Source organism: Corynebacterium lizhenjunii (genome assembly GCF_011038655.2).
Classification (GTDB): Bacteria; Actinomycetota; Actinomycetes; order Mycobacteriales; family Mycobacteriaceae; genus Corynebacterium; species Corynebacterium lizhenjunii.
In genome coordinates, this window is record NZ_CP064954.1 from 520,420 (window position 1) to 546,033 (window position 25,614).

Consider the following 25,614-nt stretch of genomic DNA (forward strand, 5'->3'; position numbering starts at 1 on the left):
GCTAGTTTTTCTGCTGACTTGCCACTTTTGTGAAAGCCACAATGCTCGTCAAGTAGCACACTCCCACCATTGCCCATAGCGCTCCCACCATTGCCCATAGCGCTAAAGTAATCCAGCCGGCGGTAATGACTTGACTGAGCATTAGAAGTGCTGGGGTAAGAAGCAGGCAAGCCATTCCTAGTGAACGAGCAGTCATGATATTACCTCCAGTTCCTTCCGATGCAGGACCCGATATTTCCCCCAAAACTCCTTGTGCTTGGGGCGTATTTCTAAACGCCACTTGGGGGAAGGGTTCAGTCACTAGTCCGAATAATATCGTGTGATGCCAATCATGTCAATGTGTGATTTCTAACAACTTCTGGGATTTTGCAACGGGAGGTCCGTCCGGAGGTCACTGCGGTGGTTGGGCGGACGAGCTGCAGCTGTAAGCTCGGTAGCTGAAATAAGGAGGCATCATGGTATCCCGTCGCGCGGTCATTGTGGGGTCTGGCCCTAATGGTCTTAGCGCTGCCGCAAGGTTGGCAGTAGAGGGCTGGGACGTCGAGGTCTACGAGGCATCGGCAAGCCTAGGTGGGGCGGCAAGCTCGACGGATGACATCTTTGCTGGCTGCACGGTGGACCGTGGTGCGGCCTGCCACCCTTTTGGGGTTGCCAGCCCGGCGTTTCGGGCGCTGGGGCTGGAGTGCTACGGCCTGGAGTGGGCGTGGGCGCCTTATCAGGTGGCGCACCCGCTGGAGGGTACCGAGGCTGCGCTGCTTTCGCGCTCTGTGGGGGCCACGGCGCAGCTGCTGGGCAAGGATGCTAGCGCCTGGTGTCGGTTGCACCGCCATGTGGCTGAGTCTGCCGATGCCCACCTGGCTAACCTGCTGGCCCCCGTCCTGCGGGTTCCGCAGCATCCTGCTGCATTACTGCGTTTTGCGCCTGCGGCGGTGCTGCCTGCCAGCACATTGGGGCAGTGGGCCTTTTCTTCGCCGCAAGCCCGGGCGCTGTTGGCGGGCAATGCGGTGCACTCCATTTCTTCGCCAGCGCGCCCGCTGACTGGGGCGTTTGGGGTGCTCTTTGGGGCGCTGGGGATGAGTTATGGCTGGCCGGTTGCCCGGGGTGGGACGCAGGCAATTAGTGATGCCTTGGTGCGGGTGATCCGGGCCCATGGCGGACGTATCCATACGGGGTGTCTGGTGGAGGATGTGCGCGAGCTACCTGGTGCCGATGCCCTGGTCCTCAACCTGACTCTACGGCAGATGCGCGCCCTCAAAGGCCTGGACATTCCGCAGGCTGCGACGCGGCGCCTGGGCCGGTGGCGCTATGGGACTGCCGCCTTCAAGGTCGATTTCCTGTTGAAAGAACCCGTGCCCTGGCGTGATGCGCGAGTGGGGCAGGCGGGCACGGTGCATGTTGGTGGCACCGTGGAAGAAATGGTGCATGCAGAGCGGGAAGCTGCGCGGGGAAGACTGCCGCGCCGGCCCTTCGTGATGGTGTCCCAGCAGTATGTTGCAGACCCCACGCGGGGGCGGGTGCTGTGGACGTATGCGCACGTGCCCCATGGATTTGTGGAGGCATATCAGGGGCAGGTGTGGGAGCTTATCATCGACCAGATTGAACGCTTTGCCCCGGGATTTAGGGACGTCATTGCGGACTGGCATGAGATGAGCCCGGCGCAGCTGGAAGCATGGAACCCTAATCTGGTGGGTGGGGACATTGCGGGTGGGGCGATGACGGGATTACAGGCTCTGCTGCGACCTGGGTTGGCACTGCGGCCGCACCGGCTGGGTAGGGGGATATATGTGGCATCGGCAAGCACAGCGCCAGGAGCAGGGGTACATGGCATGGCTGGGTGGTGGGCGGCGCAGGAGGTGCTGCGGGATGCGGGCGAACTCTAAGCGTTTGGGGCAGGCGCGCGGATGGGGTATGATTGCATGCCTGTGTGTCTGCCCGGGTTCGGGCGCGCTTCCTGCAGGTCCCCACCGGCCGCTGTAGGTCGAGCGTACAGGGGCACAGCGTTGGCCGGCAGCCTTTGAGAGACTTTCAAGGAGTCATCTTGTCTACTTTCCACCCGAAGAGCGGTGACATCACCCGTAAGTGGTACGTCATCGACGCTACCGATGTGGTGCTGGGCAAGCTTGCTTCCACCGTGGCAGACCTGCTGCGCGGCAAGCACAAGCCCCAGTTCGCACCCAACGTTGACTGCGGTGACCACGTTGTCATCATCAACGCTGAGAAGATCCACGTGTCCTCCAACAAGCGCGAGCGCGAAATGCGTTACCGCCACTCCGGCTACCCGGGTGGTCTGAAGTCCATGACCCTTGGTCAGTCCCTGGACGCAAACCCGGTTCGCGTTATTGAAGAGGCAGTCCGTGGCATGATGCCGCACAACAAGCTGTCCAACGCTTCCGTTCGCAAGCTGCATGTCTTTGCTGGCGAGGAGCACCCATACGCCGGTCAGAAGCCGGAGACCTTCGAGTTTAAGCAGGTGGCACAGTAATGACCGAGCAGAACATCGACAACAACGTAGCCGACGCTGCCGACCTCGCTGCAGCTGCTGCCGCTACTGAGGAGTTCACCAACACCATCGGTGACGCCATTGCTCCTGCCGCCTCCGAGGAAACCGAGGTTGCCGCCCCGGCCATCCACGAAGGTCCGATTCAGACCGTTGGTCGCCGTAAGCGCGCCATCGCCCGCGTGCGCATGGTTGCTGGCACCGGTGTCATCACCATCAACGGCCGCGAGTTCGACAACTACTTCCCGAACAAGCTCCACCAGCAGGACATCTTGCTGCCGCTGACCCTGCTTGAGCGTGAAGGCCAGTTCGACATCAAGGTCACCGTCTCCGGTGGCGGCCCCACCGGTCAGGCAGGTGCTTTGCGTCTGGCCATCGCCCGCGCACTCAACATTTACAACCCGGGTGACCGCGCTGCCCTGAAGAAGGCCGGCCTGCTTACCCGTGACGCCCGTGCCGTGGAGCGCAAGAAGGCTGGTCTGCACAAGGCACGCCGTGCCCCGCAGTACTCCAAGCGTTAATCTTCGCGCTGTACAGGTTTTACCGCCGCTTCTTCCCGTAAGGGGAGGGCGGCGGTTGCCCGTTTTCAGGTTGGGTTTCTGTGGGGTGTTTCTATTGCAACTGCACAGACCCTATTCGGTGTCTCTGCGCGTTAGTCCTCGTTACCCCACTGGTCCCATGGGGGACAATGCGGACTGCTCCGTGGCACATTTGTGCGCTTTAGTACCCCGCCTCCTATACAGCGAAGTCGTTATCGCGCAGAAAACGCGTCACGGTCGGCCGGGCAATTGCTGCCCAGGAGCAGGGAGCCTGGAACGCTGGTTTCACTTGCTTACGAAAAAGTTGTCACTCCTGTCCAGGGCGGTGCGTATGATGGTTAAGCATGACTAGACTCTTTGGAACCGACGGCGTGCGTGGACTGGCAAATAAGAAACTAACTCCAATCTTGGCTTTGAAGCTGGGCCAGGCTGCGGCGGAGGTACTAACCGCGCATCGGGAGTCTTTTGAGCGGCGGCCCTTGGCCATCATTGGCCGGGACCCGCGTGTTTCTGGGGAGATGCTTGATGCCGCCATCGCTTCCGGTTTGGCTTCGCGTGGGGTGGACGTGCTGCGCGTAGGGGTGCTGCCCACCCCGGCGATTGCTTTCCTAACGGATGATTATGGTGCGGAGTTGGGCGTGATGATTTCCGCCTCGCATAACCCCATGCCGGACAATGGCATCAAGTTCTTCTCCTCGGGCGGCAAGAAGCTGCCGGATAGTGTGGAGGATGAGATTCAAAAAGCCATGGAGCACCTGGCAGAAGATGGTCCTACTGGCACCAAGCTGGGCCGCATCATTTCAGAGGCTCCCGATGCCCGCGGTCGCTACCTTGCCCATCTGGCTGAGGTCGTCTCTGCGGATTTAAGCGGCATCAAGGTGGTGGTGGATGCTGCCAATGGCGCCGCTTCCAAGGTGGCACCGCAGGCCTATGAGGCCGCGGGCGCTGAGGTTATTGCCATCCACAACAAGCCTAATGCTTTCAATATCAATGAGGATTGCGGTTCTACCCATATTGAACAAACCCAGCAGGCAGTGGTGGAGCATGGCGCTCACTTGGGGTTGGCGCACGACGGTGATGCTGACCGCTGCCTGGCGGTAGACGCCCAGGGAAATGTTGTGGACGGGGACCAAATCATGGCCCTGCTGGCCGTGGGGATGAAGGAAGATAACGCCTTGCGCTATAACACCCTGGTGGCCACGGTGATGTCCAACCTGGGCCTCAAGCTGGCTATGGAGGAGCAGGGGATTACCGTCATTGAGGCCAATGTGGGGGACCGCTACGTGTTGGAAGAACTGGCAAAGGGCGATTTCTCCCTGGGTGGGGAGCAGTCCGGGCACGTGGTGTTGCCGGATGATTGCACCACTGGCGACGGCACCCTAACGGGCTTGTCCATCATGGCGCGCATGGCTAAAACGGGGAAGTCCCTGGCGGAGCTGGCTTCCGTAATGACGGTGCTGCCGCAGGTGCTGATTAATGTCCCCGTGCGGGATAAGGGCGCAATCATGGCAGACTCAGAGCTCAAGGCAGCAATTGCCGAGGCCGAAGCTGAACTGGGAGACTCCGGCCGGGTGCTGTTGCGGCCCTCCGGCACGGAGGAGTTGTTCCGCGTGATGGTGGAGGCCAAGAGCGAGGAGCACGCGCGCAAGGTGGCTGGCCGCCTGGCCGCAGTAGTCGCTTCGGTGTAGTCCGCTGCGTTGCCGACAGCGCCCCTCCTGGGGCCTGTAAAAAAGTTTTTCGGGTTTCGAGGGAACCTTTGGTGGTCAGTCGCAGTCCAATACAGGTGTAAGTCATTTCCCGGGCAGGGGGCTCGGGGAGGAAGTACACCACTGTGGCTTATTTATCACGTAGGAGGCTTCGATACCCGTGGCTGATGTATTTGTAGATGTCCCGCAGGCAACCACCGCGTTGCAGGGCGTGGTCAAAGAGATTGAGGGTGCCTTGGATGGGCACCAGGCGCAGCGTCCGGCTTTCCCCGCCCAGGCGGCTGGGAAGGGCTTTGCGGGCCATGCGCAGCGCTTGCAGGCAGCGTTTGAGCGTGTGCATTCGCGGGGCAGTCAGCGCTTTGTCCATGCCCGCGATACTGCCCAGGCTGCCATCGCGCAGTTGGATGCGGTAGCCCAAGGCGATGAGTTCTCCGCGCAGACCCTAGCTGGGGGCGACCATATTGGTGGCGGGGGCAGGCCATGAGCACCGTGGTTAGCAGCCGCTTGCACGAGTATGCGCAGGCCGTAGCCCATTTCCAGGCCGCAGCCAAGGGGGCCTATGCAGGCCCATCGCTGCCTTTCCCGTTATTGCAGCAAATGGTGGCTAATGCGGATGGGATTGACACTGCAGAGCTCGTCCGTGGCGCCACGGTGGCGGCGGGGAAGCAGCGCAGTAAGCACGCACCGCGGGGGTTCAAGGACTTCTTATTCAGCGTCGCTGTGGAAATCGGTGCAGGCGCTTTCCTGGATCACCTGCGGCGCCTGCAGGACCATAGCGATGAGGACGCAGATGCGCGCGAGAAGCTGGTGAAGGACACCGAGTGCTGTGCCCGGTCCATTGATGACATTGTGCATGTTTCTGACTCCGCCATCTTGGAAATCATCGCCGCCATCATTCCGATGTTGTCGTTGCTCACCCAGTTTCTCTACCGCATGCACCCGGTGGCAATGGCGCTGGTGCCGGCGATAGCGTTGGCGGGCGATCGCCTGATTGAGGCCGCCAACCGCGCCATTTCGAGCACCTGCCGCGACCGGGATGATTCCCTGGAGCAGTGCTACACCGCCCTGGAGGCGTGCTGCGAGCAGGCCTGTTCGACTGAGGTGCCCAAGGATGTGGCCAAGCCCGCACAGCCGGATTGCACTGCTACCTGTACCGCGCCTGCCCCGGAGGCTACAACGGCGCCAGCCGCTGCGTGCCCTGCACCGGAGACTCCTGCGTGCCCGCCCCCGGCCACCGCGCCTGCTGGCTCCAGCTCTAGCTTGCCGATGCCCCCGCAGTCACCCCAGGCACCCGCCTCGCCGGCACCAGTGTCCCAGGTGCCTGTGTCCCCGGCAGCGGCGAACCCAGCGCCGGTGCACCCGTCACCGGGAAGCTCCACGCCTGGAAGTTCGGTGCCTGGAAGTTCGGTGCCTGGAAGTTCGGTGCCTGGAAGTTCGGTGCCGGTGCACCCGACCCCTGTGCGTCCGGAGCAGCCCGCCACCTGCGGTTGTTCGCACTCGCACACGCCGAGCGAGCCTTGCACCAAGCCGCACGCTGTACAGCCACAACCCAAACCGGAACCACATCCACAGCCGGAACCGAAGCCGGAACCTCATCCTGAGCCAAAGTCGAATCAGCCCACGCCGAAGGTGTGCCACCCCGTGGAATGCCCACCGGCTGAAGCCACCCCCACGCCGACGCCAAAGCCAGATTCCTGTCCGTCAACGCCGCACACGTCGGTAGCCTGCGAACCAGCGGTGAGCTGCAGCGGTATCTTGGGTGCGGTAGGCATTGGGGTGGCCATAGTGGGCATCGGCGCTCTGATCGCGGCAGCGGTGGACTTCTTTAGCCACCTGGAGTTGCCAGACTTGACCCCGCCGGGCGCACCGGAACCCCCGGCGCCGCCAGCACCGGCGGCGCCAGAATCTGGCCCGGCGCCGCATCCCGCTGATGGGGTCATCACTCCTCCGGAGGAACTGGGCAAGGTCAAGGAGCCACCACCGCCAGCACAAAAGGTTGCTATGCAGGGGTCCGCTCCGGGCCCGGCACCCTCCGCTCCGGGGCCGGCAGCCTCTGCTGCGGGACCTGTACCGGCAGCGTCTGGGCCCGCACCGGCGGTGGAGTGCACGCCCACAGCAAGTGGGTCAGCTACATCGAGTGGATCTAGTCAACGAGCCCGGAAGGCAGGTCAGTGGTAATGGATTTTGAAGAATTTGCCCGCTCATTTCGCCAGCGAACGGCTAGCCGGCTCATTGAGTTCGAACACAGCCTGGCCAAAGCACAGGCTGACATAGAAAAAGCTGCGCGCGAAGCTCGGGCGCAGCAGGGGAGGAGCCAGGTGGGGCCGCAGGGGGCATCGGCAAGCCCTGGCAAGGAGGGCTACGGCCAGCAGGCGGCCTGCCACCCGCGCCAGCAAGTGGGGCAGTCGCGGCAGGTCAAGTCCGTGTTCCGGCGCGGTTAGCCGTCGTAGGCCAATAGGGCCTTCTTGCGGATGTCCTGGGCATCGGGCGACTTGACGCCCCTGCCGGAGGCATCTGCGGCGGCGAAGTCTGCGTACTTCTTCTCCCCGTCGAGCACATGAAGCAAAAAGCCCGTGAGCAAAGCGCGGGCGGTCTCCCGGGGACCAGTCTGGAAAGCTCCAGTGCCAATGAGCAGCTTGTGCCAGGTGTCCTCGCTGAAGCCGGACTGGGTGCCCTTGGCTAGCTCGCGGAAAGCGACGTCGCCGCCCCAGTTGCGCACAATGCGAGAGGGGTTGCCGGCGCTAAAAATATCGTCACGCTCAGAGCCAATAAACAGACCGGGAACAGTCACGGACTTTGCGGCCTCCTCAGCAGAAGGGGCTACCTTGGCGGGGTAAAGGCCCGCCACCGCGCGGACCTTGTCATTGTCCACCGCGCCGAGCACGGCCGCACCGCCACCCATGCCGTGGCCCACCATGCCTAACTTGGCGGGCGAGACCGTGACATTGCCCTGGCCAAGCTTGACGCCAGCGGCAATCTGCAAAGCGGACTCCATGTCAGAAACCAAGTTGCGATGGTTGGGAATAAACCCAGTCTCCGTATCCGGGGCGGCAACCACAATGCCCCAGCTAGCCAGATGGCGCAGCGTGCCGTGGTAGTCCTTGACCCGCTTGCGCCAGTCATGGCCAAAAGCGACAGCGGGCACGCCCTTGCCCTCAGCAGGAGCGTAGATTCTGCCTTGGATACCGGCGTAGTTGAGATCGCCCACCAGCACGCGGTGCGGGCCACGCTTGGACAGGGTTGCTAGGTGCTTATTCAAATTCGCAGACACGCTCTTTAGGATAGAGCAAAGCGCACGCGGCGTGTGGCACCTGGCCAAAACATGGGGTTACCCATATGGGGTAAGGTCTGAGTCTATGTGTGGAATCGTAGGATATGTTGGCCACCCGAACCAAGGCCGTGAATACTTTGCCCTCGACGTGATACTGGAGGGTTTGCGGCGCCTGGAATATCGCGGCTATGACTCCGCTGGCGTGGCGGTGTATGCCGACGGAGAAATTGGCTGGCGGAAGAAAGCCGGCAAGGTAGCGGCGCTGGAAGAAGAGATTTCTGCGCGCCCGTTGCCGGAGTCCGTACTGGGCATTGGCCACACGCGCTGGGCTACTCACGGTGGACCCTCGGACCTTAACTCCCACCCACATGTTGTTGACGGCGGCCAGCTGGCCGTGGTGCACAACGGCATTATTGAAAACTTTGCTGAGCTCAAATCCCAGCTGGTAGCCAAGGGCTACAACTTCGTCTCGGAGACAGATACTGAAGTAGCCGCCACCCTGTTGGGAGAAGTTTTCCACAATGAAGCCGGCCAAGACCTCACCCGGGCTATGCAGCTGACCTGCCAGCAACTAGACGGCGCCTTTACGATTTTGGCCATCCACGCCCAGCAGCCGGACCGCATTGTGGCCGCGCGCCGGGATTCGCCGTTGGTCATTGGCCTGGGCGAAGGGGAGAACTTCCTGGGTTCGGACGTGTCTGGGTTTATTGACTACACCAAGTCGGCGGTGGAAATGGACAATGACCAGGTGGTCACCATCACCGCCGATGAGGTGCAGATTACCGACTACCAGGGCGCCGCCGCTGAGGGCAAGTCCTTCCACATCGACTGGGATGCTGCCTCCGCGAAGAAAGACGGCTTCAACTCCTTTATGGAAAAGGAGATCCATGATCAGCCAGCGGCGGTGCGCGATACCCTTATGGGCCGGTTTGATGAGCAGAATAAACTAGCGCTAGATGAGCTCCACATTGAGGAATCGGTGCTGAAGTCTATTGACAAGATCATTGTCATCGCCTGTGGTACGGCGGCCTATGCCGGACACGTGGCGCGCTATGCCATTGAGCACTGGTGCCGGATCCCCACCGAGGTGGAGCTGGCCCACGAGTTCCGCTACCGTGACCCCATCGTGACAGAAAAGACACTGGTGGTAGCACTGTCGCAGTCGGGCGAGACCATGGATACCCTCATGGCTGTGCGCCACGCCCGCCAGCAGGGGGCCAAGGTCATTGCTATCTGCAATACCCAGGGCTCCTCCATTCCGCGCGAGTCCGATGCCGCCTTGTATACCCACGCAGGGCCCGAAATCGCCGTTGCCTCCACTAAGGCTTTCTTGGCCCAAATTACCGCCACTTATCTGCTGGGGCTGTACCTGGCACAGCTGCGCGGCAATATGTTTGCTGATGAAGTTCAGTCCGTGCTCCAGGAACTGCGCGCCATGCCGGAGAAAATCCAGACCGTGATCGACGGCGGGGACCAGGTAGCTGAGCTGGCGCAGTCGATGAAGGACGCCAAGTCCGTGCTCTTCCTGGGCCGTCACGTGGGCTTCCCGGTCGCGCTGGAAGGTGCGCTGAAGCTCAAAGAGATCGCCTACCTGCACGCGGAGGGCTTTGCCGCCGGGGAGCTTAAGCACGGCCCGATTGCTCTGATTGAAGAAGGCCAGCCGGTCTTTGTCATCGTGCCCTCCCCGCGCGGGCGCGACTCCCTGCACTCCAAGGTGGTCTCCAACATTCAGGAGGTGCGCGCCCGCGGGGCCATCACCATCGTTATCGCGGAGGAAGGCGATAGCGCCGTAGACGCCTACGCTAACCACATCATTCGCATCCCGCAGGCCCCGACGCTGATGCAGCCACTGCTGGCCACGGTGCCCCTGCAGATCTTTGCCTGCCACGTGGCGCAGGCTAAGAACTACGACGTCGACCAGCCGCGCAACCTGGCCAAGTCCGTCACGGTGGAATAGGCTGCGCGCCGGGTGGCACAATGGTGCCTATGCTCAAAACCCGCATTGACTTAGATGCCATCGCCCACAACGTGGGCTACTTCAAAAACCTCGTGGGCCCGGATGTGGCGCTGATGGCCGTGGTCAAAGCAGACGCCTATGGCCACGGGGCCGTGCGGGTGGCCGCCACTATGGAACGCGCCGGTGCTGACGCCTTCGGGGTGGCCACGGTGGGGGAGGCAGTGGCGTTGCGCGATAGCGGCATCGGCAAGCCAATTCTGGCCTGGATTTGGGACCCGGAACAGGACCTGGCAGAGCCGCTGGCGGCAGGAATCGACCTGGCGGTGCCCAGCCTGCGGCACGCACAGGTGCTGGTGGAGGCGGGGATTCCAGCGCGCGTTTATATCAAGGTGGAGACCGGGATGCACCGCGCCGGGGTGGACCCGCAGCAGTGGGCGCAGGTGTTTGCGCTGCTGGGGCAGGCCCCGCACATCACGGTGCTGGGTCTGATGTCGCACCTGGCGTGTGCTGATGAAGCCAACCACCCCCATACCGATGCCCAGGCGCAGGCCTTTGCCCAGGCACTGGCCGCCGCTCGCGCCGCCGGCCTGGACTGCCCCGTTAATCACCTGTGTAATACCCCCGGCACGCTTAGCCGCCCTGACCTGCATCACCAGCAGGTGCGCGTGGGGGTGGGGCTTTATGGTCTAGAGCCCATCGCGGGGCTAGACCATGGGCTGCGCCCAGCCATGACGTGGGCGGCAACCGTCGCGGACGTCAAGCCCATCGCGGCCGGGGAGGGGACGTGCTACGGCCTGACCTGGACGGCGCAGCAACCCGGCTACTTGGCTAATATCCCGGTCGGTTACGCCGACGGCCTACCGCGGGCATTCCAGGGGGCGCTGGAGGTGGGTATCGGCGGCAAACGCTACCCGCAGGTAGGCCGAGTGTGTATGGACCAAATTGTGGTCTACCTGGAGGATAACCCCTTCAAGGTGTCCCCAGGGGAGGAGGCCATCATCTTTGGCACCGGCGGTATGTCCGCGACGGAGCTAGCCACCGCCGCGGGCACGATCAACTATGAGGTGGTGTGCCGGCCCACCGGGCGCACCCGCCGCATCTATGAGGGAGGGATCACCTTTGCGTAGTGATTTTCCGCACGCGGGAACTGAAGTCGCCGCCACGGCGGAACAAGCCCAAGAGCTCGGCGCACGGCTAGGGGCCGCCCTTGAAGCCGGAGACGTGGTCATCCTGGACGGCCCCCTGGGCGCCGGGAAAACCACCTTTACCCAGGGCATAGCCCGCGGCATGGGGGTCAAGGGGCGGGTTACCTCGCCCACCTTCGTGATTGCCCGCGAGCACCGTTCGCAGGTGGGCGGGCCGGCCCTGGTGCACGTTGATGCCTACCGTCTGCTAGACCAGTCCACGGATCCGCTGGGGGAGCTTGACGCCCTAGACTTGGACACGGAGCTCGACCAGGCAGTGGTTGTCGCCGAATGGGGCGGCGGACTGGTGGAGCAGATTGCGCAGAGTTATCTCTTCGTCACCATCAACCGGGAGGCGGAAGATGACACCCGAGTCTTTAGTTGGAACATGGTGCATTAGATGCTGGACTTTCTTGCCCAACAGCCCTTGCTCACGCTCTTCCTCATCATGGCGGTGGGGCTGGCGGTAGGAAAGATTAAATTCTGGGGAATATCCCTGGGTGCCGCAGCCGCCATGTTCGTGGCCCTGGGGCTGTCCACGGCCAACCCGGACATTGCCATCCCGCCGCTGGTGTACCAATTTGGCTTGGCGGTGTTTGTCTACGTTATTGGTCTCAACTTTGGCCAGTCTTTCTTTCGGGACTTCGCCCGCCGCGGCTGGAAGCTTTCCTTGCTGATTGTGGCCATGCTGGTGCTGCTGGCGGGGCTTACGGCGGCTGCGGTGCGCGCTCTTGGGCTGGACCCTGCGGTGGGTGCGGGCGCGCTGGCTGGTTCCATCAGCTCCACGCCGGGCATGGCCGCGATTGTCCAGGCTTTGGGCGGGGACACCACCCCGGTGGTGGGCTACTCGCTGACCTACCCCGGCAGTGTGCTGGGCACCATTGTGGTCGCAGCGGTGGGTGCGGCGTGGCTGCGGGTGGACCACCTTGCCGATGCCGCCGCCGAAGGCATGGTCCCTTCCCCCTTGCGCTGGCAGGGCGTGCGCCTGGACCGGGACTTCGCGGGTACCGCCGGGGACCTGCCGCGCATTACGGGGCAGCGCATTGTGGCCACCCGGTTGGTTAATAATCCGGACTCGCACCATCTGGCGGTGCCGGAAATGCAGCTGTGCGAGGGCATGGAGCTGATTATCAACGGCACGCAAGAGGCCGTGGACCAGGCCGTGGCGGTGCTGGGCACAGCCATTGACGTGAACCTGCACGAAGAAGACGGCCTGGTCTACCGGCGAATTGCCGTGTCTAACCCGCAGGTTGCTGGCCGCAGACTGCGCGACCTGCACACGCACGAGCACGGATTTTTGGTCGCCCGCGTGCGCAAGGGTGACTCCGACGTGGTGCCCACCCCGGATACCGTGCTGAACTACTCCGACCGCGTGCGCGTGATTACCGCACCGGGGCAGCTGGATAAGGTGCGCCGCTTTTTGGGGGACTCGGAGTCTGCGTTGGGCAATGTGGATTTGTTCCCGGCGGCCTTGGGGCTGTTGCTGGGCCTGGCACTGGGCGCTATCCCGCTGCCGCTGCCGGGCGGAATCACCTTGTCTTTGGGCTTTGGTGGCGGGCCGATTGTCGCCGGGTTGATTCTGGGTGCGGTGGGGCGCACCGGCCCGGTGAACTGGCAGCTGCCGTTCCACGCCAAGCAAACCCTGTCCACCCTTGGCCTGACGCTGTTTCTGGCTGGGGTGGGCACCTCGGCTGGCGGTAGCTTCCGGGCGGCGCTGTCGGATCCTTCCTCGCTGATCTTTATCGCGCTGGGTTTGGGGTTGACGCTGATTTCCGCCTTGGGGATCGCCGTGGTGTGCATGAGTGTGTTCCGGTTGAAGTTCGACGAGGCCATGGGCGTGGTGGCCGGTATGACCACCAACCCCGCGGTCATGGCCTACCTCAACCCGCAAACCGGCACCCCGCTGGCGGAGCGTGGCTATGCCACTGTCTATCCCACCGCGATGATCGGCAAGATTGTGGTCTGCCAGGTGCTGGCCCTGCTGTTGGTGTAGCCCGCTACGCTCGCTGGCACGCTAGGATGGACGGGTTAGCAATCCGCAACCTCCAAGCCGCTAAGGAGCGCATTTTCTTATGACCAAACTGGGTCAATTCATCACCACCGTCGTCATTGGCGTCTTCGCCGTCGCCCTGTTCGCTATGGCCGCAGTGGCTGCAACCCGTCCCGCCGCCCCGGTGGCCCGCGGTCTGGGCAGCGCGCTGGAATCTATTGATAGCTCCAATATGAACACTGCCGGGCTGGCCATCATGGACATCTACGGGGAGCAGTGGCGCGGCTTTTCTACCATTTGCTCGGGCATGACCCCGGACGACATTGAAAAGCTGTTCCAGGTGCGCGCCGCAGACTTGGGCATTGACGGCACTGTGGGCGAGGACAAGAACTACCTGCTGGCCATCAACGACAAGCAGCAGTACTACGCCGAGGAGCTCAACCGCAACCAGGTGGATCTGTGCCCGTCGGGACAGCCGCTGCCGGTGACGGACGCTGCGGCAATTGTGCCTTTTGTCAAGGCCGAGAACGGCACCTGGTTCCTGGCGGCTTAATGCGCATTCTGGCACTGGATACAGCAACTACAGACTTGGTCACCGGTGCGGTGGATACCGCCACGGGCCAGTCGTGGGACCGGGTGGTAGAAGACACCCGCGCGCACAACGAGCAGTTGATGCCCACGGTGGAGGCCCTCTTGGCACAGGTTGGTTGGACTTACGCTGACCTGGACGCTGTGGTGGTGGGCACCGGCCCGGGCCCATTTACCGGGCTACGGGTGGGGATGGCCACGGCATCGGCCCTGGGAGTGGCCCTGAACATTCCGGTCTTTGGGGTGTGTTCTTTGGACGCCATTGCGCACCGCGTCGCCGCGACGGCCCCTGCTCCCGCAGACTTGTTGGTGGCCACCGATGCCCGCCGTAAGGAGGTCTACTGGGCCACCTACCGTGGCACCGCGCGCACGTCCGGCCCGCAGGTGCATAAGCCGGAGGAGCTGGAGGCCACCGCGCAGCAGCTGGTCTTTCCGGAAGCCATCGCCCCGCGTTTGCCGCAGCAGTTGCAGTCTCTGCCGCGCCAGTGGGCTACTCCGCGTGCGGCCGGGCTGGTGGCCGTGGCTGGCGATCTGCAGGCCACTCCGGAGCCGCTGGTACCGCTGTATTTGCGGCGTCCCGATGCCGTCCCACCCCAGCCCGCCCCGCGTTCTGCTGCTTTGCCGCCGCTGGAGCACCTGCAGCTTGGCGATGCCCCCGTCCCCTCCGCCACATCCGAGGCTTAGCCCATGCGGTTGCGTGAACTAACCCCTGCGGACGCCGCGCGCTGCGCGGAGCTAGAAAAAGTCCTTTTTGCCGGCGAGACCCCCTGGAGCGAGGAGATCTTCCGGGCCGACTTTGCCCGGCCCCACACTTTCTACTTCGGCGTCGAAGACGCGCCCGCGGTTGCAGCAGCCGCAGCAGCCACAGAAACCGCAGCCGCAGAAACCGTGGCCGCCAACGAGAACGCGCCCACGGCCGACTCAGTGCTGGTGGGCTACGCGGGCCTGGCCATGCTCGGCCCGGTGGCGGATCCCGAGTGGGAAATCTTGACCATCGGCGTGGACCCGGCGGCTCAGCGCCGCGGCGTGGCCCGGGCGATGATGGACAACATTTGCCACATCGCGGACCGCACTGATTCTCCGGTCTTTTTGGAGGTGCGCGTGGGCAACGACCCGGCCCTGCGCCTCTACGAGGCCTACGGTTTCATATACACCGGCATACGCCGCAACTATTACCAACCCTCCGGCGCGGACGCGCACACTATGGTCCGCCCGCGCAGTAGCGAAAGGCAGTAAACCACCATGATCATCTTGGGCCTGGAATCTTCCTGCGATGAAACCGGGGTGGGCATCGTTCGCCTAGATAGCGATGGCTACATGGACATCCTTGCCAATGAGGTGGCCTCCTCGATGGAGCAGCACGCCCGTTTTGGCGGCGTGGTTCCCGAAATTGCGTCCCGGGCCCACCTGGAGGCCTTGCCGCAGGTGGTGCGGGCGGCGCTGGACGCGGCGGGAATCGGCAAGCCAGATGCAGTGGCTGCCACCGTGGGCCCCGGCCTGGCGGGGGCGCTGCTGGTGGGGGCATCGGCAGCCAAGGCGCTGGCGGCGGCCTGGGGGGTACCATTCTACGGCGTCAACCACCTGGGCGGGCACGTGGCGGTGGCCAATCTGGAGGGCCAAAAGCTGCCGCACGCGGTGGCGCTGCTGGTCTCTGGTGGGCACACGCAGCTGCTGGAGGTCGATGCCGTGGGCAAGCCCATGCGCGAGCTGGGCACCACGCTTGACGATGCCGCCGGGGAGGCCTACGACAAAGTCGCCCGCCTGCTGGGGCTGGGGTACCCGGGCGGGCCGGTGATTGACCGGCTGGCGGCGCGCGGACAAGTCACCATTGCGCTGCCGCGCGGACTGTCGCGGGCTGAGGACCTGCGGGGGGAGCGGCGCTATGATTTTTCGTTCTCCGGGCTCAAGACCGCGGTGGCGCGCTATGTGGAGAAAGCCGAGCGCGAGGGCGTGGTGGTTTCCGTGGAGGACGTGTGTGCCTCTTTCCAGGAGGCAGTGGCGGATGTGCTCACGGCCAAGGCGGTGATGGCGTGTGAGGACACCGGGGCGCGCACGCTGCTGTTGGGCGGGGGAGTGGCCGCCAACCGGCGCCTACGTACCCTGGCGCAGCAGCGTTGCGCGGCTGCCGGGGTGGAGCTGCGGGTGCCGCCGCTGGAGCTGTGCACGGACAATGGCGTGATGATTGCGGCCGTGGCGGCGCAGCTGATTCATGAAGGCGCCCTGCCCTCCGGCCTGGCCTGCGGCACGGACACCCAGCTGGAAGTGGAAACGCCTTTGGTGGACGGCGTGCGTGGTTGAGAGTTAGCAGTCGCGGGGGTAGAGTGCTAGGAAGGTTGTTGTCACTCACAGTTGTTCACCCGCGACGACGGCTGTGCTGGCTGTGCTAGCGGCCGCTGACAGTACTGATTGGGGCTGAGCCCTTTGGGCCCTTTGGGCCCTTTGGGCGGTGCCTTTGGGACCGTGCCTTTTGGGGTGCACCCACGGGCAGGGCCCAAAGCACTCGGCGGCGAGGTGTTAGCAGAGCATACAACCGGCACATATACCCGTATATAACGTTGAGAATCACCTCGGAGGAATACACAATGGCACAGATTAAGCCGCTGGAAGACAAGGTCCTGGTCCAGATCGTTGAGGCAGAAACCACCACCGCATCCGGTCTGGTCATCCCGGACTCCGCTAAGGAAAAGCCGCAGGAGGCCACCGTGGTGGCTGTCGGCCCGGGCCGCACCGATGACAAGGGCCAGATCATCCCGGTCGGTGTGAAGGAAGGCGACGTCGTGGTCTTCTCCAAGTACGGCGGCACCGAGCTCAAGTACGACGGCCAGGAGTACCTGCTGCTGTCCGCGCGTGACCTGCTCGCAGTCATCGAGAAGTAAACAAAGTAGGCGATTAACCTAATGGCAAAGCTCATTGCATTTGACCAGGAGGCTCGGGAAGGCATCCAGCGCGGCGTAGATACGCTTGCCGATGCCGTCAAGGTCACCCTGGGCCCGCGCGGGCGCAACGTGGTGCTGTCTAAGGCCTTCGGTGGCCCGACCGTGACCAACGATGGCGTGACCATCGCCCGCGATATTGACCTTGAGGATCCTTTTGAGAACTTGGGCGCCCAGCTGGTGAAGTCCGTGGCGGTCAAGACCAACGACATCGCCGGTGATGGCACCACTACCGCCACCTTGCTGGCGCAGGCCTTGGTGTACGAGGGCCTGCGCAACGTGGCCGCTGGAGCCAACCCGGTTGAGCTCAACCGCGGCATTGCGGCGGCTGCTGAAAAGGTGGTAGAAGAGCTCAAGGCTCGCGCCACTCCGGTTGCGTCCTCGCGCGATATTGCCCAGGTAGCCACGGTGTCCTCCCGCGATCCGGAGGTTGGCGACATGGTCGCTGGCGCCATGGACAAGGTGGGCAAGGACGGCGTGGTCACAGTGGAAGAGTCCCAGACCATGGACTCTGCTGTGGACGTTACTGAGGGCATCTCCTTTGACAAGGGCTACCTCTCCCCGTACTTCGCCACGGAAGAGGAGACCTACCACGCAGTACTGGATGATGCCCAGATTCTGCTGGTACGCAACAAGATTTCCTCCCTGCCGGACTTCCTGCCACTGCTGGAAAAGATTGCGGAGTCCAATAAGCCCACGCTCATTGTTGCTGAGGACATCGAGGGTGAGCCACTGCAGGCGTTGGTGGTTAATTCCATCCGCAAGATCCTCAAGGTCGCGGCCGTGAAGGCCCCGTACTTTGGCGAGCGCCGCAAAGGCTTCATGGATGACCTGGCGGTTGTTACCGGCGCTACCGTGGTGGACCCGGAGGTGGGGATCAACCTCTCCGAGTCTGGCCTGGAAGTGCTGGGCACCGCTCGCCGCGTGACGGTGACGAAGGAAGAGACCGTCATCGTTGATGGCGGCGGCACGGCAGAAGCCGTAGAGGAGCGCCGCGGCCAGCTGCGCCGCGACATCGAGCGCACGGACTCCACCTGGGACCGCGAGAAGCTGGAGGAGCGCCTGGCCAAGCTCTCCGGCGGCGTGGCGGTCATCCGCGTGGGTGCCGCGACGGAGACCGAGGTCAACGAGCGCAAGCTGCGCGTCGAGGACGCCATCAATGCCGCCCGCGCGGCGGTGGAAGAAGGCGTTATTGCCGGCGGCGGTTCCGTGCTGGTGCAGATCGCCGCTGAGCTGGAGAAGTTCGCCGAGGATTTCGAGGGCGAGGCCAAGATCGGCGTCCTGTCCGTCTCCCGCGCCCTGACCCGCCCGGCGTATTGGATTGCCCAAAACGCTGGCCTGGACGGCGCCGTGGTGGTTGCGCGCGTGCGCGATCTACCCAACGGTGAGGGCTTCAACGCCGCCACCTTGGAGTACGGCAACCTGATTGACTCCGGCATCATTGACCCGGTCAAGGTCACCCACTCCGCCGTGGTCAACGCCACCTCCGTGGCCCGCATGGTTCTGACCACCGAGGCTTCTGTGGTGGAAAAGCCAGCGGAGGAAGAACCTGCGGCCGCAGGCCACGGGCACCAGCACTAATTTCGCTGCGCTGTATCCAACGCCCATCCCGGGTTCGCCAGGGGTGGGCGTTTTCGTTACTGTTGGCTGGGTGAATTTCCCCCACTGCATCTGCGTGCGTGGCGCGCGCTCCAACAACCTGCGCGACGTCACCATCGACATCCCCAAGCACGCCCTGACGGTCTTTACGGGAGTTTCCGGCTCCGGTAAGTCCTCCCTAGTCTTCGACACCATTGCCGCGGAATCCCAGCGGCTGGTTAATGAAACTTACCCGGGCTTTGTCCAGGGCTTCATGCCCTCCTTGGCCCGTCCGGACGTGGACTATTTGGGTGGACTGACTGCGGCAATCATCGTGGGGCAAGAACCCATGGCAGCGAATGCACGCTCGACGTTCGGTACCGCAACGGACATCGTCGGGCTATTGCGCATCCTGTACTCCCGCGCGGCGCAACCGGCGGCAGGTGGCCCGGCAGCCTACTCCTTTAACGTGCCTTCGGTCTCCAGCCAGGGTGGGATGTCTGTCAATGGCAAGGCCACAGAAGTAGTGCGTTTCGAGCGTACCGGGGGCATGTGTCCGGAGTGCGAGGGGCTGGGCCGCGCGAATGACATTGATTTGTCCGCGGTGGTGGATGAGTCGCTTTCGCTCAACGAGGGCGCCATTTTGTTGCCCGGACACAAGGTGGATTCGTGGTCCTGGAAGGCGTACGCGCAATCGGGGCTCTACCCCGCAGATGTGCCGGTGGCGCAGTTTACTCCGGAGCAAAAGCACGCGCTGTACTACCTGGATGATGTCAAGGTGAAGGTAGCGGGGGTGAATATGAGCTACCTGGGCGTGGTGCCGCGCATGCGCCAATCCATGCTGAGCAAGGACCCGGAATCCTTGAAGAAGCACGTGCGCGAGTTCGTCCAGCGGGCGGTGCGCTTTGTGCCGTGCCCGGCGTGCGGGGGAACTCGCTTGGCGGAGCACGTGCGCAACTCTTTCCTGAATGGTTTGTCCTTGGCTGAGGTGTGTGAGCTGGAGTTGCCGCAGGTGCGTGCGTGGGCAAGCGAGATTGCCGATGCCCCGGTAGCTCCCCTAGTTTCCTCCCTCACCGCCGCCCTGGATGCGGCCATCGACTTGGGGTTGGGCTATCTGACGCTGTCGCGCCCGGCGGGCAGCTTATCGGGAGGTGAGGCTCAGCGCACCCGGATGGTGCGGCACATGGGATCGGCGCTTACGGATGTGACGTATGTGTTTGACGAGCCCACCTCGGGGCTCCACCCCCACGATATCGACCGGGTGAACCGACTGCTGCTGGCGCTGCGCGATAAGGGCAACACGGTGCTGGTGGTCGAGCACAAGCCGCAGACGATTGCCATTGCAGATTATGTGGTGGATATGGGACCGGCGGCGGGGTCGCTGGGTGGGGAAGTGGTCTTTGCTGGCACCGTGGAGCAGCTGCGCGGCGCGGATACGGTCACGGGCCGGCATTTGGCAGATGCTGCGCAGCTCAAGTCTTCTGTGCGCTCGCCGCGCGGGCAACTGCAGATTGTGGGGGCGGCATCGAATAACCTGCGCGACGTGGATCTGGAAATCCCAGTGGGGGTGCTTACGGCGGTAACGGGTGTGGCTGGTTCAGGAAAGACGTCGCTGCTGGCGCACCTGCCGGAGTTAATTGAGGATCCGGCGCGGGTGCTGCGCGTGGACCAGGGCGCGGTCAAGGGCTCGCGTCGGTCGAATCCGGCCACGTATACCGGGGCGTTGGACTCGCTGCGCAAGGCTTTTGCGAAGGCCAATGGGGTCTCCGCGGCGTTGTTTAGCGCCAACTCCGAGGGTGCCTGCCCGGCGTGCAACGGCGCGGGCGTGGTCTATGTGGACTTGGGAGTGATGTCTGGGGTGGACGTGCCGTGCGATGTGTGCGAGGGCCGCCGGTTTGCCCAGGGTGTGCTCGACTACCGCCTGGGCGGGTTGTCCATTGCGGATGTGCTGGATTTGCCCGCGGCGCGTGCGGCGGAGTTCTGCGCGGATAATCGCATTGGGCCTGCGGCTAAGATTTGCCGCACCTTGGTGCAGGTGGGCCTGGGCTATGTGACTCTTGGCCAACCGCTGACCACTTTGTCCGGCGGGGAACAGCAGCGACTGAAGCTGGCCGCTCACCTGCACGATAAGAAATCTACGGCAGATATTTTGGTCCTCGATGAGCCCTCTACGGGTCTTCACCCCGCCGACGTTACCGTTTTGCTCGAGCTACTAGACGTACTGGTGGACCAGGGCAATACCGTCATTGTGGTGGAGCATAATCTGGCGGTGATTGCGCATGTGGATTACGTCATTGACCTCGGCCCTGGCGCCGGCAGTGCTGGCGGTACGGTGGTGGCCGAAGGCACCCCAGCCCAGCTGGTGCAGCAGCAGCCCGCCCATTCTCTGACAGCGCAGTATCTGGCCCGCTACCTCGACGCCCCGCCCGCGCAGCCCTAACCCCGGCTGCACAACCCTAGCTCCGGCTGCACAGTCCTAACCCCGGCCGCACAGCCCTAGCCCCGCTAGCCGGCCGCGGCACGGTTGCGGGTCTGCCATGGGCATGCCGAAGAGTTTGGCAAGTGCACCATTGGACGCGGGAATGTGACACAATGTTTCCCAGTGATTGGCTGTGTGCCGAAGCAACGACGTGTAAAGGATTAATTATCCGTGAGCGAGACCGACCTTGATGGCTTGGTGCCATTGGCTGCGAGCGGCAGCCGGCGGGCGCTGCAAGAGATAATCCAGATCATTTACCCGCAGGTCCTGCGGTATTGCCGCGCGCGAATTGGGGGTGGGCGCCACCCCACGGCGGAGGATGTGACCCAGGAGATTTGCTTGGCGGTGGCTACGTCTATTGATAGATATGAGGACAAGGGCCGACCGTTTATGGCGTTTGTCTACGGCATTGCGTTTAACAAGGTCACCGACGCACATCGCAGTTTTGGGCGGGACCATTCCATTCCCACGGAGGAGTTGCCGGATGTTGTGGGGGAGAACACGCCGGAGGAGAACGCTTTGGCGCTGGACGGCAGTAACAAGGTGCGTGCGCTGCTCGATACATTAAGTGATAAGGCGCGTGACATCATTATCCTGCGGGTTTTCGTTGGGCTGAGTGCTGAGGAGACTGCGGAGATTGTGGGTTCAACGCCGGGCGCGGTACGCGTCGCGCAGCATCGTGCGTTGAATCAATTGCGCAAGGCGTTGTGACCCCCACCATGACTAGGTTTTGAATTTGAAGGAGAGCGCGGATGAGCAACAAACGCGAAGATACCGCGGACATCACCAAACAGCTTGCGCCGCTGGTTGCAGATGATGACTTTCTCGACGCACTTTCCCAGGGCACGGATACCACTCAAGGCCAGGACCCGCTGGCCGGTCTGCTGTTATCGCTGAAGGAAGAGGTAGACGCCCCCATGCCGGCCGCCCCGCAGATTGAGGGTGCGCAGGACGAGGCCGCAGTGATTTCGTTGCCGGAGCGCCGTGCGCGCCGTCGGGGAGCTCACCCGTGGGCCTCGGGGCTGATTGGTGCTGCGGCCGCGACGTTGGTGGTGGCCGGTTCTGGTGCTGCGGTATACAACGCGCAGCCGGGCTCCGCGCTGTATGGCGCGCACACCGCCCTGTTTGGTTCGGAGGATGCATCTTCGGTGGTGGAGCTGGCTGCCACGTTGGAGCAGGCGGAAAACAAGGCTGCTTCCGGGGACTTCGAGGGTGCCCGGGAGTTGATTAACCAGCTGCGTGCCCGGGTGGAGGCTGCTTCGCGCCAGGAGCGACACGCGCTTTCGCAGTTGGAGGAGCTGGAAAAGTCTCCCGCACCCACCAAGACGGTGACGGAGCGCCCCGACCAGCCACCAGCAGAGCGCGCGGAGGAGCCCGCCCCGGTCACGGAGACCACCACGGCTTATGCCACCGAGTATGTGACTGTCACGGTCACCGCCCCGCCTGCGCCAGCCCCCAGCAGCGCTCCGGCTTCTGAGCCGGTGCCCGCGCAGCCCTCAGGTGTCGCGCAGGGAACAGACCCGCACCAGCTCGGCGCTGAGGAGTCCCCCGTGTCCGCCCAGCCCACCCCTGCCGGCGTGCCGGGGTACTAGTCCAAACCTGTGTCGGCGCGGCCTGCGCCGGTGGGTCCGGCGGCTAAGGGCCGCCCGGTGGCCGCTGACGTACGGTGTGTTGGCGCAGCCTGTGGCGGCGAGGCTGGTGGCTAGCGCTGAGACACTCCGTCCAGGTAACCCATGGCGTAATCCCAGGTCACGTAACGCGAAGGGTCGGGCCGTGCGCCCGGCTCATGGACGGGGGCTAGCTCATCGTTGAGGGTAGCGCGCATATTTGCCGCCATGATTTCCCACTCGTAGTAATGCTCCTCAGTGCAGTCCTCGCAAATGAAGAACACCCCCTCTACGCCGCGGGGCCGCAGTACACGGGCAAATTCCTGCACTAGGCGCAAGTCGTTGCTGATAGCCACGCGCTCTTCCGGGGTGAGCGGCGCCATCTGCTCATCGTCTTCCAAGAAGGATGCCGGGTCATTGGGGTCATCGGCGAAAGGATCGCGCGGCATGTTAGCGAAAAAGTTCACCCTCCCGAGCCTAGGGGGATAGTTGGGGATAATCAATTCCCTAATAGGGGGTAAAAAGACTACAGTTGTTAGCTACATTATCCAGCCGAAGAGCCGCGGTTTAGCTAAGGAGACGCAATGACAAATTCGCATGTATCTACTGGTGGAGATGACCCAAACAAGGTTGCCCTGTACGGCCTGACTTTTGATGATGTACTGCTGCTGCCAGCAGAGTCCAACATCGTGCCCTCCGAGGTAGATACCACCGCGCAGTTCACTCGCAACATCCGCCTGGGGGTGCCGCTGGCGTCTGCCGCCATGGACACCGTCACGGAAGCCCGGATGGCTATTGCGATGGCCCGCCAGGGCGGCATCGGCGTGCTCCACCGCAACTTGTCCATTGAAAGCCAGGCGGAGCAGGTCGAAATTGTCAAGCGCTCTGAGTCTGGCATGGTCACGGACCCGATTACGGCCTCGCCGGACATGACCATTGCGGAGGTAGATGAGCTGTGCGCACGCTACCGCATTTCCGGCCTGCCGGTCGTGGACTCCGAAGGCACCCTGCTGGGCATTTGCACCAACCGCGATATGCGTTTCGAACCGGACTTTGATCGCAAGGTCTCCGACATTATGACGCCCATGCCGCTGGTAGTGGCCAAGGAGGGCGTGTCCAAGGAGCAGGCGCTGTCTCTGTTGTCGACTAACAAGGTAGAAAAGCTGCCCATTGTCGATGGCGCGAATAAGCTGGTGGGACTGATTACGGTCAAGGATTTTGTCAAGACCGAGCAGTTCCCGAATGCATCCAAGGACGGCTCCGGCCGTCTGCTGGTAGCTGCCGGAATTGGTACGGGCGAGGAGTCCTACCAGCGCGCCGGTGCTTTGGTAGACGCTGGGGTGGATGTCCTGGTGGTGGACTCGGCTCACGCCCACAACAACCGCGTGCTGGAGATGGTGGCCCGCGTGCAGCAAGACTTTGGCAGCAAGGTCGATGTTATTGGCGGCAACCTGGCCACGCGTGAGGCCGCAAAGGCCATGATTGAGGCCGGTGCGGACGGCATCAAGGTGGGCATTGGCCCGGGCTCCATCTGTACTACCCGCGTGGTGGCCGGCGTGGGTGCGCCGCAAATCACCGCAATTATGGAGGCCGCTGCTGTGGCCGGCCCGGCGGGTGTGCCGATTATCGGCGACGGCGGCATGCAGTACTCCGGCGATGTTGCCAAGGCCCTGGCCGCAGGCGCGGATACGGTCATGCTGGGCTCGATGTTTGCAGGTACTACGGAAGCCCCGGGGGACATCGTGGTGGTCCAGGGCAAACAGTACAAGCGTTACCGCGGCATGGGCTCCATGGGGGCCATGCAGGGCCGTGGCCTGTCCGGGGAGAAGCGCTCCTACTCCAAGGACCGCTACTTCCAGGCAGACGTCAAGAGCGAGGACAAGCTGGTGCCGGAAGGCGTGGAGGGACGCGTGCCTTTCCGTGGGGACATTGACGCCATTGTCCACCAGATTATCGGCGGCCTGCGGGCGTCTATGGGTTATACCGGCTCGGCCACCCTGGCGGAGCTTAAGACCAAGCGCTTTGTGCAGATCACCGCAGCAGGTTTGAAGGAATCCCACCCGCACCACCTGCAGCAGATCGTCGAAGCCCCGAACTACCGCTAAGAACCGCGAAGGACTCCACATGCGTGACTATGTAGAGATTGGCGTGGGCCGCGAGGCCCGCCGCACCTATGATTTGGACCAGATTTCCTTGGTCCCCACCCGCCGGACGCGTACGTCGAAGGACGTAGATACTAGCTGGAGTATCGACGCCTACACCTTCGATATTCCGTTGGTGTCCCACCCTACTGATGCCCTGGCCACGCCCGAGTTCGCCATTGAGATGGGTAAGCAAGGTGGGCTGGGTGTGCTCAACGCGGAAGGCCTACTGGGCCGCCACGCGGACTTGGATGGCGCGTTGGCGCAGGTCAGCGAGAACCCGCAGGACTTGTCCACGCTGCAGGAGCTGCATGCAGCAGAGATTAACCATGAGTTGCTGGCGGAGCGCATTGCCCAGGTCCGTGACTCTGGTGTGACGGTGGCGGTGCGGGTCTCCCCGCAGCGCGCCCGTGAACTCGCACCGGTGGTGGTCAAGGCCGGTGCGGAGATTTTGTTCATCCAGGGCACCCTGATTTCGGCGGAGCACGTCCAAACGGGTGGGGAACCGCTAAACCTCAAGGAGTTCATAGGTTCGCTGGACATCCCGGTCATTGCTGGTGGCGTGGCGGATTACACTACGGCGCTGCACTTGATGCGTGCGGGTGCGGCCGGCATCATCGTGGGCTCTGGGGTCAATACCAACGCGGAGACCGTGGGGATTGATGTGCCCATGGCCACCACTATTGCGGATGTGGCAGCTGCGCGTCGCGACTATCTGGATGAGACCGGCGGGCGTTATGTGCACGTGCTGGCAGATGGCGGCGTGGAGACCTCCGGGGACATTGCCAAGGCCATTGCGTGCGGTGCCGATGGCGTGGTCCTCGGCTCTGTGCTGGGGCGCGCGGCGGAAGCTGGTGGTAAGGGCTGGTACTGGCCGTCTACCGCAGGTCACCCCCGTTTCCCGCGTGGTATCATTGAGTCTGTCGATGCCCCCAATTTCGCCCCGCTTGCCGATTCCCCCGCTCCCTCCCTCGCCGTTGTCCTCCACGGTCCCTCCAATCAGCCTTTTGGCGAGTTGAATTTGGTGGGTGGCCTGCGCCGGGCGATGGCCAAGTGTGGCTACACCGATTTGAAGTCCTTCCAGAAGGTTGGCCTGGCGGTGCGCGCTTAAGACTGCGCGCTGTGCGGGGTGGGCTAGACTGTA

27 protein-coding genes are annotated in these 25,614 nt (G+C 63.3%); 21 read left to right on the forward strand and 6 right to left on the reverse strand.

Annotated features, from left to right (window positions below):
• Position 1 precedes the first annotated feature (1 nt).
• Positions 2–301 carry a hypothetical protein gene (locus G7Y31_RS02475; RefSeq protein ID WP_165008320.1) on the reverse strand — a complete coding sequence of 100 codons (300 nt, stop codon included), beginning with the start codon at positions 299–301 and terminating at the stop codon, positions 2–4.
• A 154-nt stretch (positions 302–455) separates the two neighbouring features.
• Here G7Y31_RS02475 and G7Y31_RS02480 point away from each other — a divergent pair, with 154 nt between their 5' ends.
• The 5 genes from G7Y31_RS02480 (at position 456) to G7Y31_RS02500 (ending at position 5,226) form a co-directional block, all read left to right on the forward strand.
• Positions 456–1,880, forward strand: coding sequence for a phytoene desaturase family protein (locus G7Y31_RS02480; RefSeq protein WP_165008322.1), 1,425 nt, complete (start codon positions 456–458; stop codon positions 1,878–1,880).
• Between the two features lie 158 nt (positions 1,881–2,038).
• Entirely contained in the window at positions 2,039–2,482 is a 444-nt protein-coding gene (gene rplM, locus G7Y31_RS02485) for a 50S ribosomal protein L13 (RefSeq protein ID WP_165008324.1), read from the forward strand.
• Positions 2,482–3,018, forward strand: coding sequence for a 30S ribosomal protein S9 (rpsI, locus tag G7Y31_RS02490; RefSeq protein WP_165008326.1), 537 nt, complete (start codon positions 2,482–2,484; stop codon positions 3,016–3,018). The genes rplM and rpsI overlap by 1 nt, the downstream gene beginning before the upstream one ends.
• Before the next feature lie 362 nt (positions 3,019–3,380).
• The gene (gene glmM / locus G7Y31_RS02495) at positions 3,381–4,724 is read left to right on the forward strand and encodes a phosphoglucosamine mutase (RefSeq protein ID WP_165008328.1); all 1,344 of its coding nucleotides are present in this window, start codon (positions 3,381–3,383) and stop codon (positions 4,722–4,724) included.
• A 178-nt stretch (positions 4,725–4,902) separates the two neighbouring features.
• Positions 4,903–5,226, forward strand: a complete 324-nt coding sequence (locus G7Y31_RS02500; RefSeq protein WP_165008330.1) for a hypothetical protein — start codon at positions 4,903–4,905, stop codon at positions 5,224–5,226.
• Positions 5,227–5,447: 221 nt separating this feature from the next.
• Here the strand turns inward: G7Y31_RS02500 and G7Y31_RS02505 are convergent, their stop codons facing one another.
• From G7Y31_RS02505 to G7Y31_RS02515, 3 genes are all read right to left on the reverse strand, one after another.
• Positions 5,448–5,597 carry a hypothetical protein gene (locus G7Y31_RS02505; RefSeq protein WP_165008332.1) on the reverse strand — a complete coding sequence of 50 codons (150 nt, stop codon included), beginning with the start codon at positions 5,595–5,597 and terminating at the stop codon, positions 5,448–5,450.
• Between the two features lie 200 nt (positions 5,598–5,797).
• Complete coding sequence (locus tag G7Y31_RS02510) at positions 5,798–6,121, reverse strand: hypothetical protein (protein WP_196823604.1); 324 nt, start codon at positions 6,119–6,121, stop codon at positions 5,798–5,800.
• 234 nt (positions 6,122–6,355) lie between these two features.
• Positions 6,356–6,856, reverse strand: coding sequence for a hypothetical protein (locus tag G7Y31_RS02515; protein WP_196823605.1), 501 nt, complete (start codon positions 6,854–6,856; stop codon positions 6,356–6,358).
• Between the two features lie 63 nt (positions 6,857–6,919).
• On the opposite strand from G7Y31_RS02515, the gene G7Y31_RS02520 reads away from it, so the two are divergent.
• A complete protein-coding gene (locus G7Y31_RS02520) occupies positions 6,920–7,183 on the forward strand; it encodes a hypothetical protein (protein WP_165008336.1) in 264 nt (87 codons plus the stop codon).
• Here the strand turns inward: G7Y31_RS02520 and G7Y31_RS02525 are convergent.
• The gene (locus G7Y31_RS02525) at positions 7,180–8,013 is read right to left on the reverse strand and encodes a poly(ethylene terephthalate) hydrolase family protein (protein WP_165008338.1); all 834 of its coding nucleotides are present in this window, start codon (positions 8,011–8,013) and stop codon (positions 7,180–7,182) included. The two genes, G7Y31_RS02520 and G7Y31_RS02525, sit on opposite strands and share 4 nt — an antisense overlap.
• 85 nt (positions 8,014–8,098) lie before the next feature.
• Between G7Y31_RS02525 and glmS the strand changes: the two genes are divergently transcribed.
• The 13 genes from glmS to G7Y31_RS02590 all read left to right on the forward strand — a co-directional run bounded on the left by glmS (position 8,099) and on the right by G7Y31_RS02590 (position 22,314).
• A complete protein-coding gene (gene glmS, locus G7Y31_RS02530) occupies positions 8,099–9,970 on the forward strand; it encodes a glutamine--fructose-6-phosphate transaminase (isomerizing) (RefSeq protein ID WP_165008341.1) in 1,872 nt (623 codons plus the stop codon).
• A 23-nt stretch (positions 9,971–9,993) separates the two neighbouring features.
• Positions 9,994–11,097, forward strand: a complete 1,104-nt coding sequence (gene alr / locus G7Y31_RS02535) for an alanine racemase (RefSeq protein WP_165008343.1) — start codon at positions 9,994–9,996, stop codon at positions 11,095–11,097.
• Positions 11,090–11,554 carry a tRNA (adenosine(37)-N6)-threonylcarbamoyltransferase complex ATPase subunit type 1 TsaE gene (gene tsaE, locus G7Y31_RS02540; protein ID WP_165008345.1) on the forward strand — a complete coding sequence of 155 codons (465 nt, stop codon included), beginning with the start codon at positions 11,090–11,092 and terminating at the stop codon, positions 11,552–11,554. The genes alr and tsaE overlap by 8 nt, the downstream gene beginning before the upstream one ends.
• The gene (locus G7Y31_RS02545) at positions 11,555–13,147 is read left to right on the forward strand and encodes an aspartate:alanine exchanger family transporter (protein ID WP_165008347.1); all 1,593 of its coding nucleotides are present in this window, start codon (positions 11,555–11,557) and stop codon (positions 13,145–13,147) included.
• A 79-nt stretch (positions 13,148–13,226) separates the two neighbouring features.
• Entirely contained in the window at positions 13,227–13,697 is a 471-nt protein-coding gene (locus tag G7Y31_RS02550; protein ID WP_165008349.1) for a hypothetical protein, read from the forward strand.
• The gene (gene tsaB, locus G7Y31_RS02555) at positions 13,697–14,416 is read left to right on the forward strand and encodes a tRNA (adenosine(37)-N6)-threonylcarbamoyltransferase complex dimerization subunit type 1 TsaB (RefSeq protein WP_165008351.1); all 720 of its coding nucleotides are present in this window, start codon (positions 13,697–13,699) and stop codon (positions 14,414–14,416) included. The genes G7Y31_RS02550 and tsaB overlap by 1 nt, the downstream gene beginning before the upstream one ends.
• 3 nt (positions 14,417–14,419) lie before the next feature.
• A complete protein-coding gene (locus G7Y31_RS02560; protein WP_165008353.1) occupies positions 14,420–14,968 on the forward strand; it encodes a GNAT family N-acetyltransferase in 549 nt (182 codons plus the stop codon).
• 6 nt (positions 14,969–14,974) lie between these two features.
• A complete protein-coding gene (tsaD, locus tag G7Y31_RS02565; protein ID WP_165008355.1) occupies positions 14,975–16,030 on the forward strand; it encodes a tRNA (adenosine(37)-N6)-threonylcarbamoyltransferase complex transferase subunit TsaD in 1,056 nt (351 codons plus the stop codon).
• A gap of 284 nt (positions 16,031–16,314) precedes the next feature.
• Positions 16,315–16,608 (forward strand): co-chaperone GroES, encoded by a 294-nt coding sequence (groES, locus tag G7Y31_RS02570; RefSeq protein ID WP_165008357.1) that lies wholly within the window; start codon positions 16,315–16,317, stop codon positions 16,606–16,608.
• Positions 16,609–16,629: 21 nt separating this feature from the next.
• A complete protein-coding gene (groL, locus tag G7Y31_RS02575; RefSeq protein WP_165008359.1) occupies positions 16,630–18,246 on the forward strand; it encodes a chaperonin GroEL in 1,617 nt (538 codons plus the stop codon).
• A 70-nt stretch (positions 18,247–18,316) separates the two neighbouring features.
• Positions 18,317–20,683 (forward strand): ATP-binding cassette domain-containing protein, encoded by a 2,367-nt coding sequence (locus G7Y31_RS02580; RefSeq protein WP_165008361.1) that lies wholly within the window; start codon positions 18,317–18,319, stop codon positions 20,681–20,683.
• A gap of 210 nt (positions 20,684–20,893) precedes the next feature.
• Complete coding sequence (locus tag G7Y31_RS02585; RefSeq protein ID WP_165008363.1) at positions 20,894–21,433, forward strand: sigma-70 family RNA polymerase sigma factor; 540 nt, start codon at positions 20,894–20,896, stop codon at positions 21,431–21,433.
• 41 nt (positions 21,434–21,474) lie between these two features.
• Positions 21,475–22,314: a hypothetical protein gene (locus tag G7Y31_RS02590; protein ID WP_165008365.1), complete on the forward strand. Its 840-nt coding sequence runs from the start codon at positions 21,475–21,477 to the stop codon at positions 22,312–22,314.
• A 110-nt stretch (positions 22,315–22,424) separates the two neighbouring features.
• On the opposite strand, the gene G7Y31_RS02595 is transcribed toward G7Y31_RS02590, so the two are convergent.
• Complete coding sequence (locus G7Y31_RS02595) at positions 22,425–22,796, reverse strand: DUF5319 domain-containing protein (protein WP_165008367.1); 372 nt, start codon at positions 22,794–22,796, stop codon at positions 22,425–22,427.
• A 117-nt stretch (positions 22,797–22,913) separates the two neighbouring features.
• Between G7Y31_RS02595 and guaB the strand changes: the two genes are divergently transcribed.
• Together guaB and G7Y31_RS02605 are read left to right on the forward strand one after the other, a co-directional pair.
• Positions 22,914–24,434, forward strand: coding sequence for an IMP dehydrogenase (gene guaB, locus G7Y31_RS02600; protein ID WP_165008369.1), 1,521 nt, complete (start codon positions 22,914–22,916; stop codon positions 24,432–24,434).
• A 19-nt stretch (positions 24,435–24,453) separates the two neighbouring features.
• Positions 24,454–25,581 carry a GuaB3 family IMP dehydrogenase-related protein gene (locus G7Y31_RS02605; protein ID WP_165008371.1) on the forward strand — a complete coding sequence of 376 codons (1,128 nt, stop codon included), beginning with the start codon at positions 24,454–24,456 and terminating at the stop codon, positions 25,579–25,581.
• Positions 25,582–25,614: the final 33 nt, after the last annotated feature.

Excerpts from the sequence above, each read along its gene's own strand:
- G7Y31_RS02480 (WP_165008322.1), top strand. The coding sequence starts at position 456 with ATGGTATCCCGTCGCGCGGTCATTGTGGGGTCTGGCCCTAATGGTCTT.
- rpsI (WP_165008326.1), top strand. The coding sequence starts at position 2,482 with ATGACCGAGCAGAACATCGACAACAACGTAGCCGACGCTGCCGACCTC.
- glmM (WP_165008328.1), top strand. The coding sequence starts at position 3,381 with ATGACTAGACTCTTTGGAACCGACGGCGTGCGTGGACTGGCAAATAAG.
- G7Y31_RS02505 (WP_165008332.1), bottom strand. The coding sequence starts at position 5,597 with ATGCACAATGTCATCAATGGACCGGGCACAGCACTCGGTGTCCTTCAC.
- G7Y31_RS02520 (WP_165008336.1), top strand. The coding sequence starts at position 6,920 with ATGGATTTTGAAGAATTTGCCCGCTCATTTCGCCAGCGAACGGCTAGC.
- glmS (WP_165008341.1), top strand. The coding sequence starts at position 8,099 with ATGTGTGGAATCGTAGGATATGTTGGCCACCCGAACCAAGGCCGTGAA.
- G7Y31_RS02545 (WP_165008347.1), top strand. The coding sequence starts at position 11,555 with ATGCTGGACTTTCTTGCCCAACAGCCCTTGCTCACGCTCTTCCTCATC.
- G7Y31_RS02550 (WP_165008349.1), top strand. The coding sequence starts at position 13,227 with ATGACCAAACTGGGTCAATTCATCACCACCGTCGTCATTGGCGTCTTC.
- tsaB (WP_165008351.1), top strand. The coding sequence starts at position 13,697 with ATGCGCATTCTGGCACTGGATACAGCAACTACAGACTTGGTCACCGGT.
- G7Y31_RS02560 (WP_165008353.1), top strand. The coding sequence starts at position 14,420 with ATGCGGTTGCGTGAACTAACCCCTGCGGACGCCGCGCGCTGCGCGGAG.
- tsaD (WP_165008355.1), top strand. The coding sequence starts at position 14,975 with ATGATCATCTTGGGCCTGGAATCTTCCTGCGATGAAACCGGGGTGGGC.
- groES (WP_165008357.1), top strand. The coding sequence starts at position 16,315 with ATGGCACAGATTAAGCCGCTGGAAGACAAGGTCCTGGTCCAGATCGTT.
- groL (WP_165008359.1), top strand. The coding sequence starts at position 16,630 with ATGGCAAAGCTCATTGCATTTGACCAGGAGGCTCGGGAAGGCATCCAG.
- G7Y31_RS02590 (WP_165008365.1), top strand. The coding sequence starts at position 21,475 with ATGAGCAACAAACGCGAAGATACCGCGGACATCACCAAACAGCTTGCG.
- guaB (WP_165008369.1), top strand. The coding sequence starts at position 22,914 with ATGACAAATTCGCATGTATCTACTGGTGGAGATGACCCAAACAAGGTT.
- G7Y31_RS02605 (WP_165008371.1), top strand. The coding sequence starts at position 24,454 with ATGCGTGACTATGTAGAGATTGGCGTGGGCCGCGAGGCCCGCCGCACC.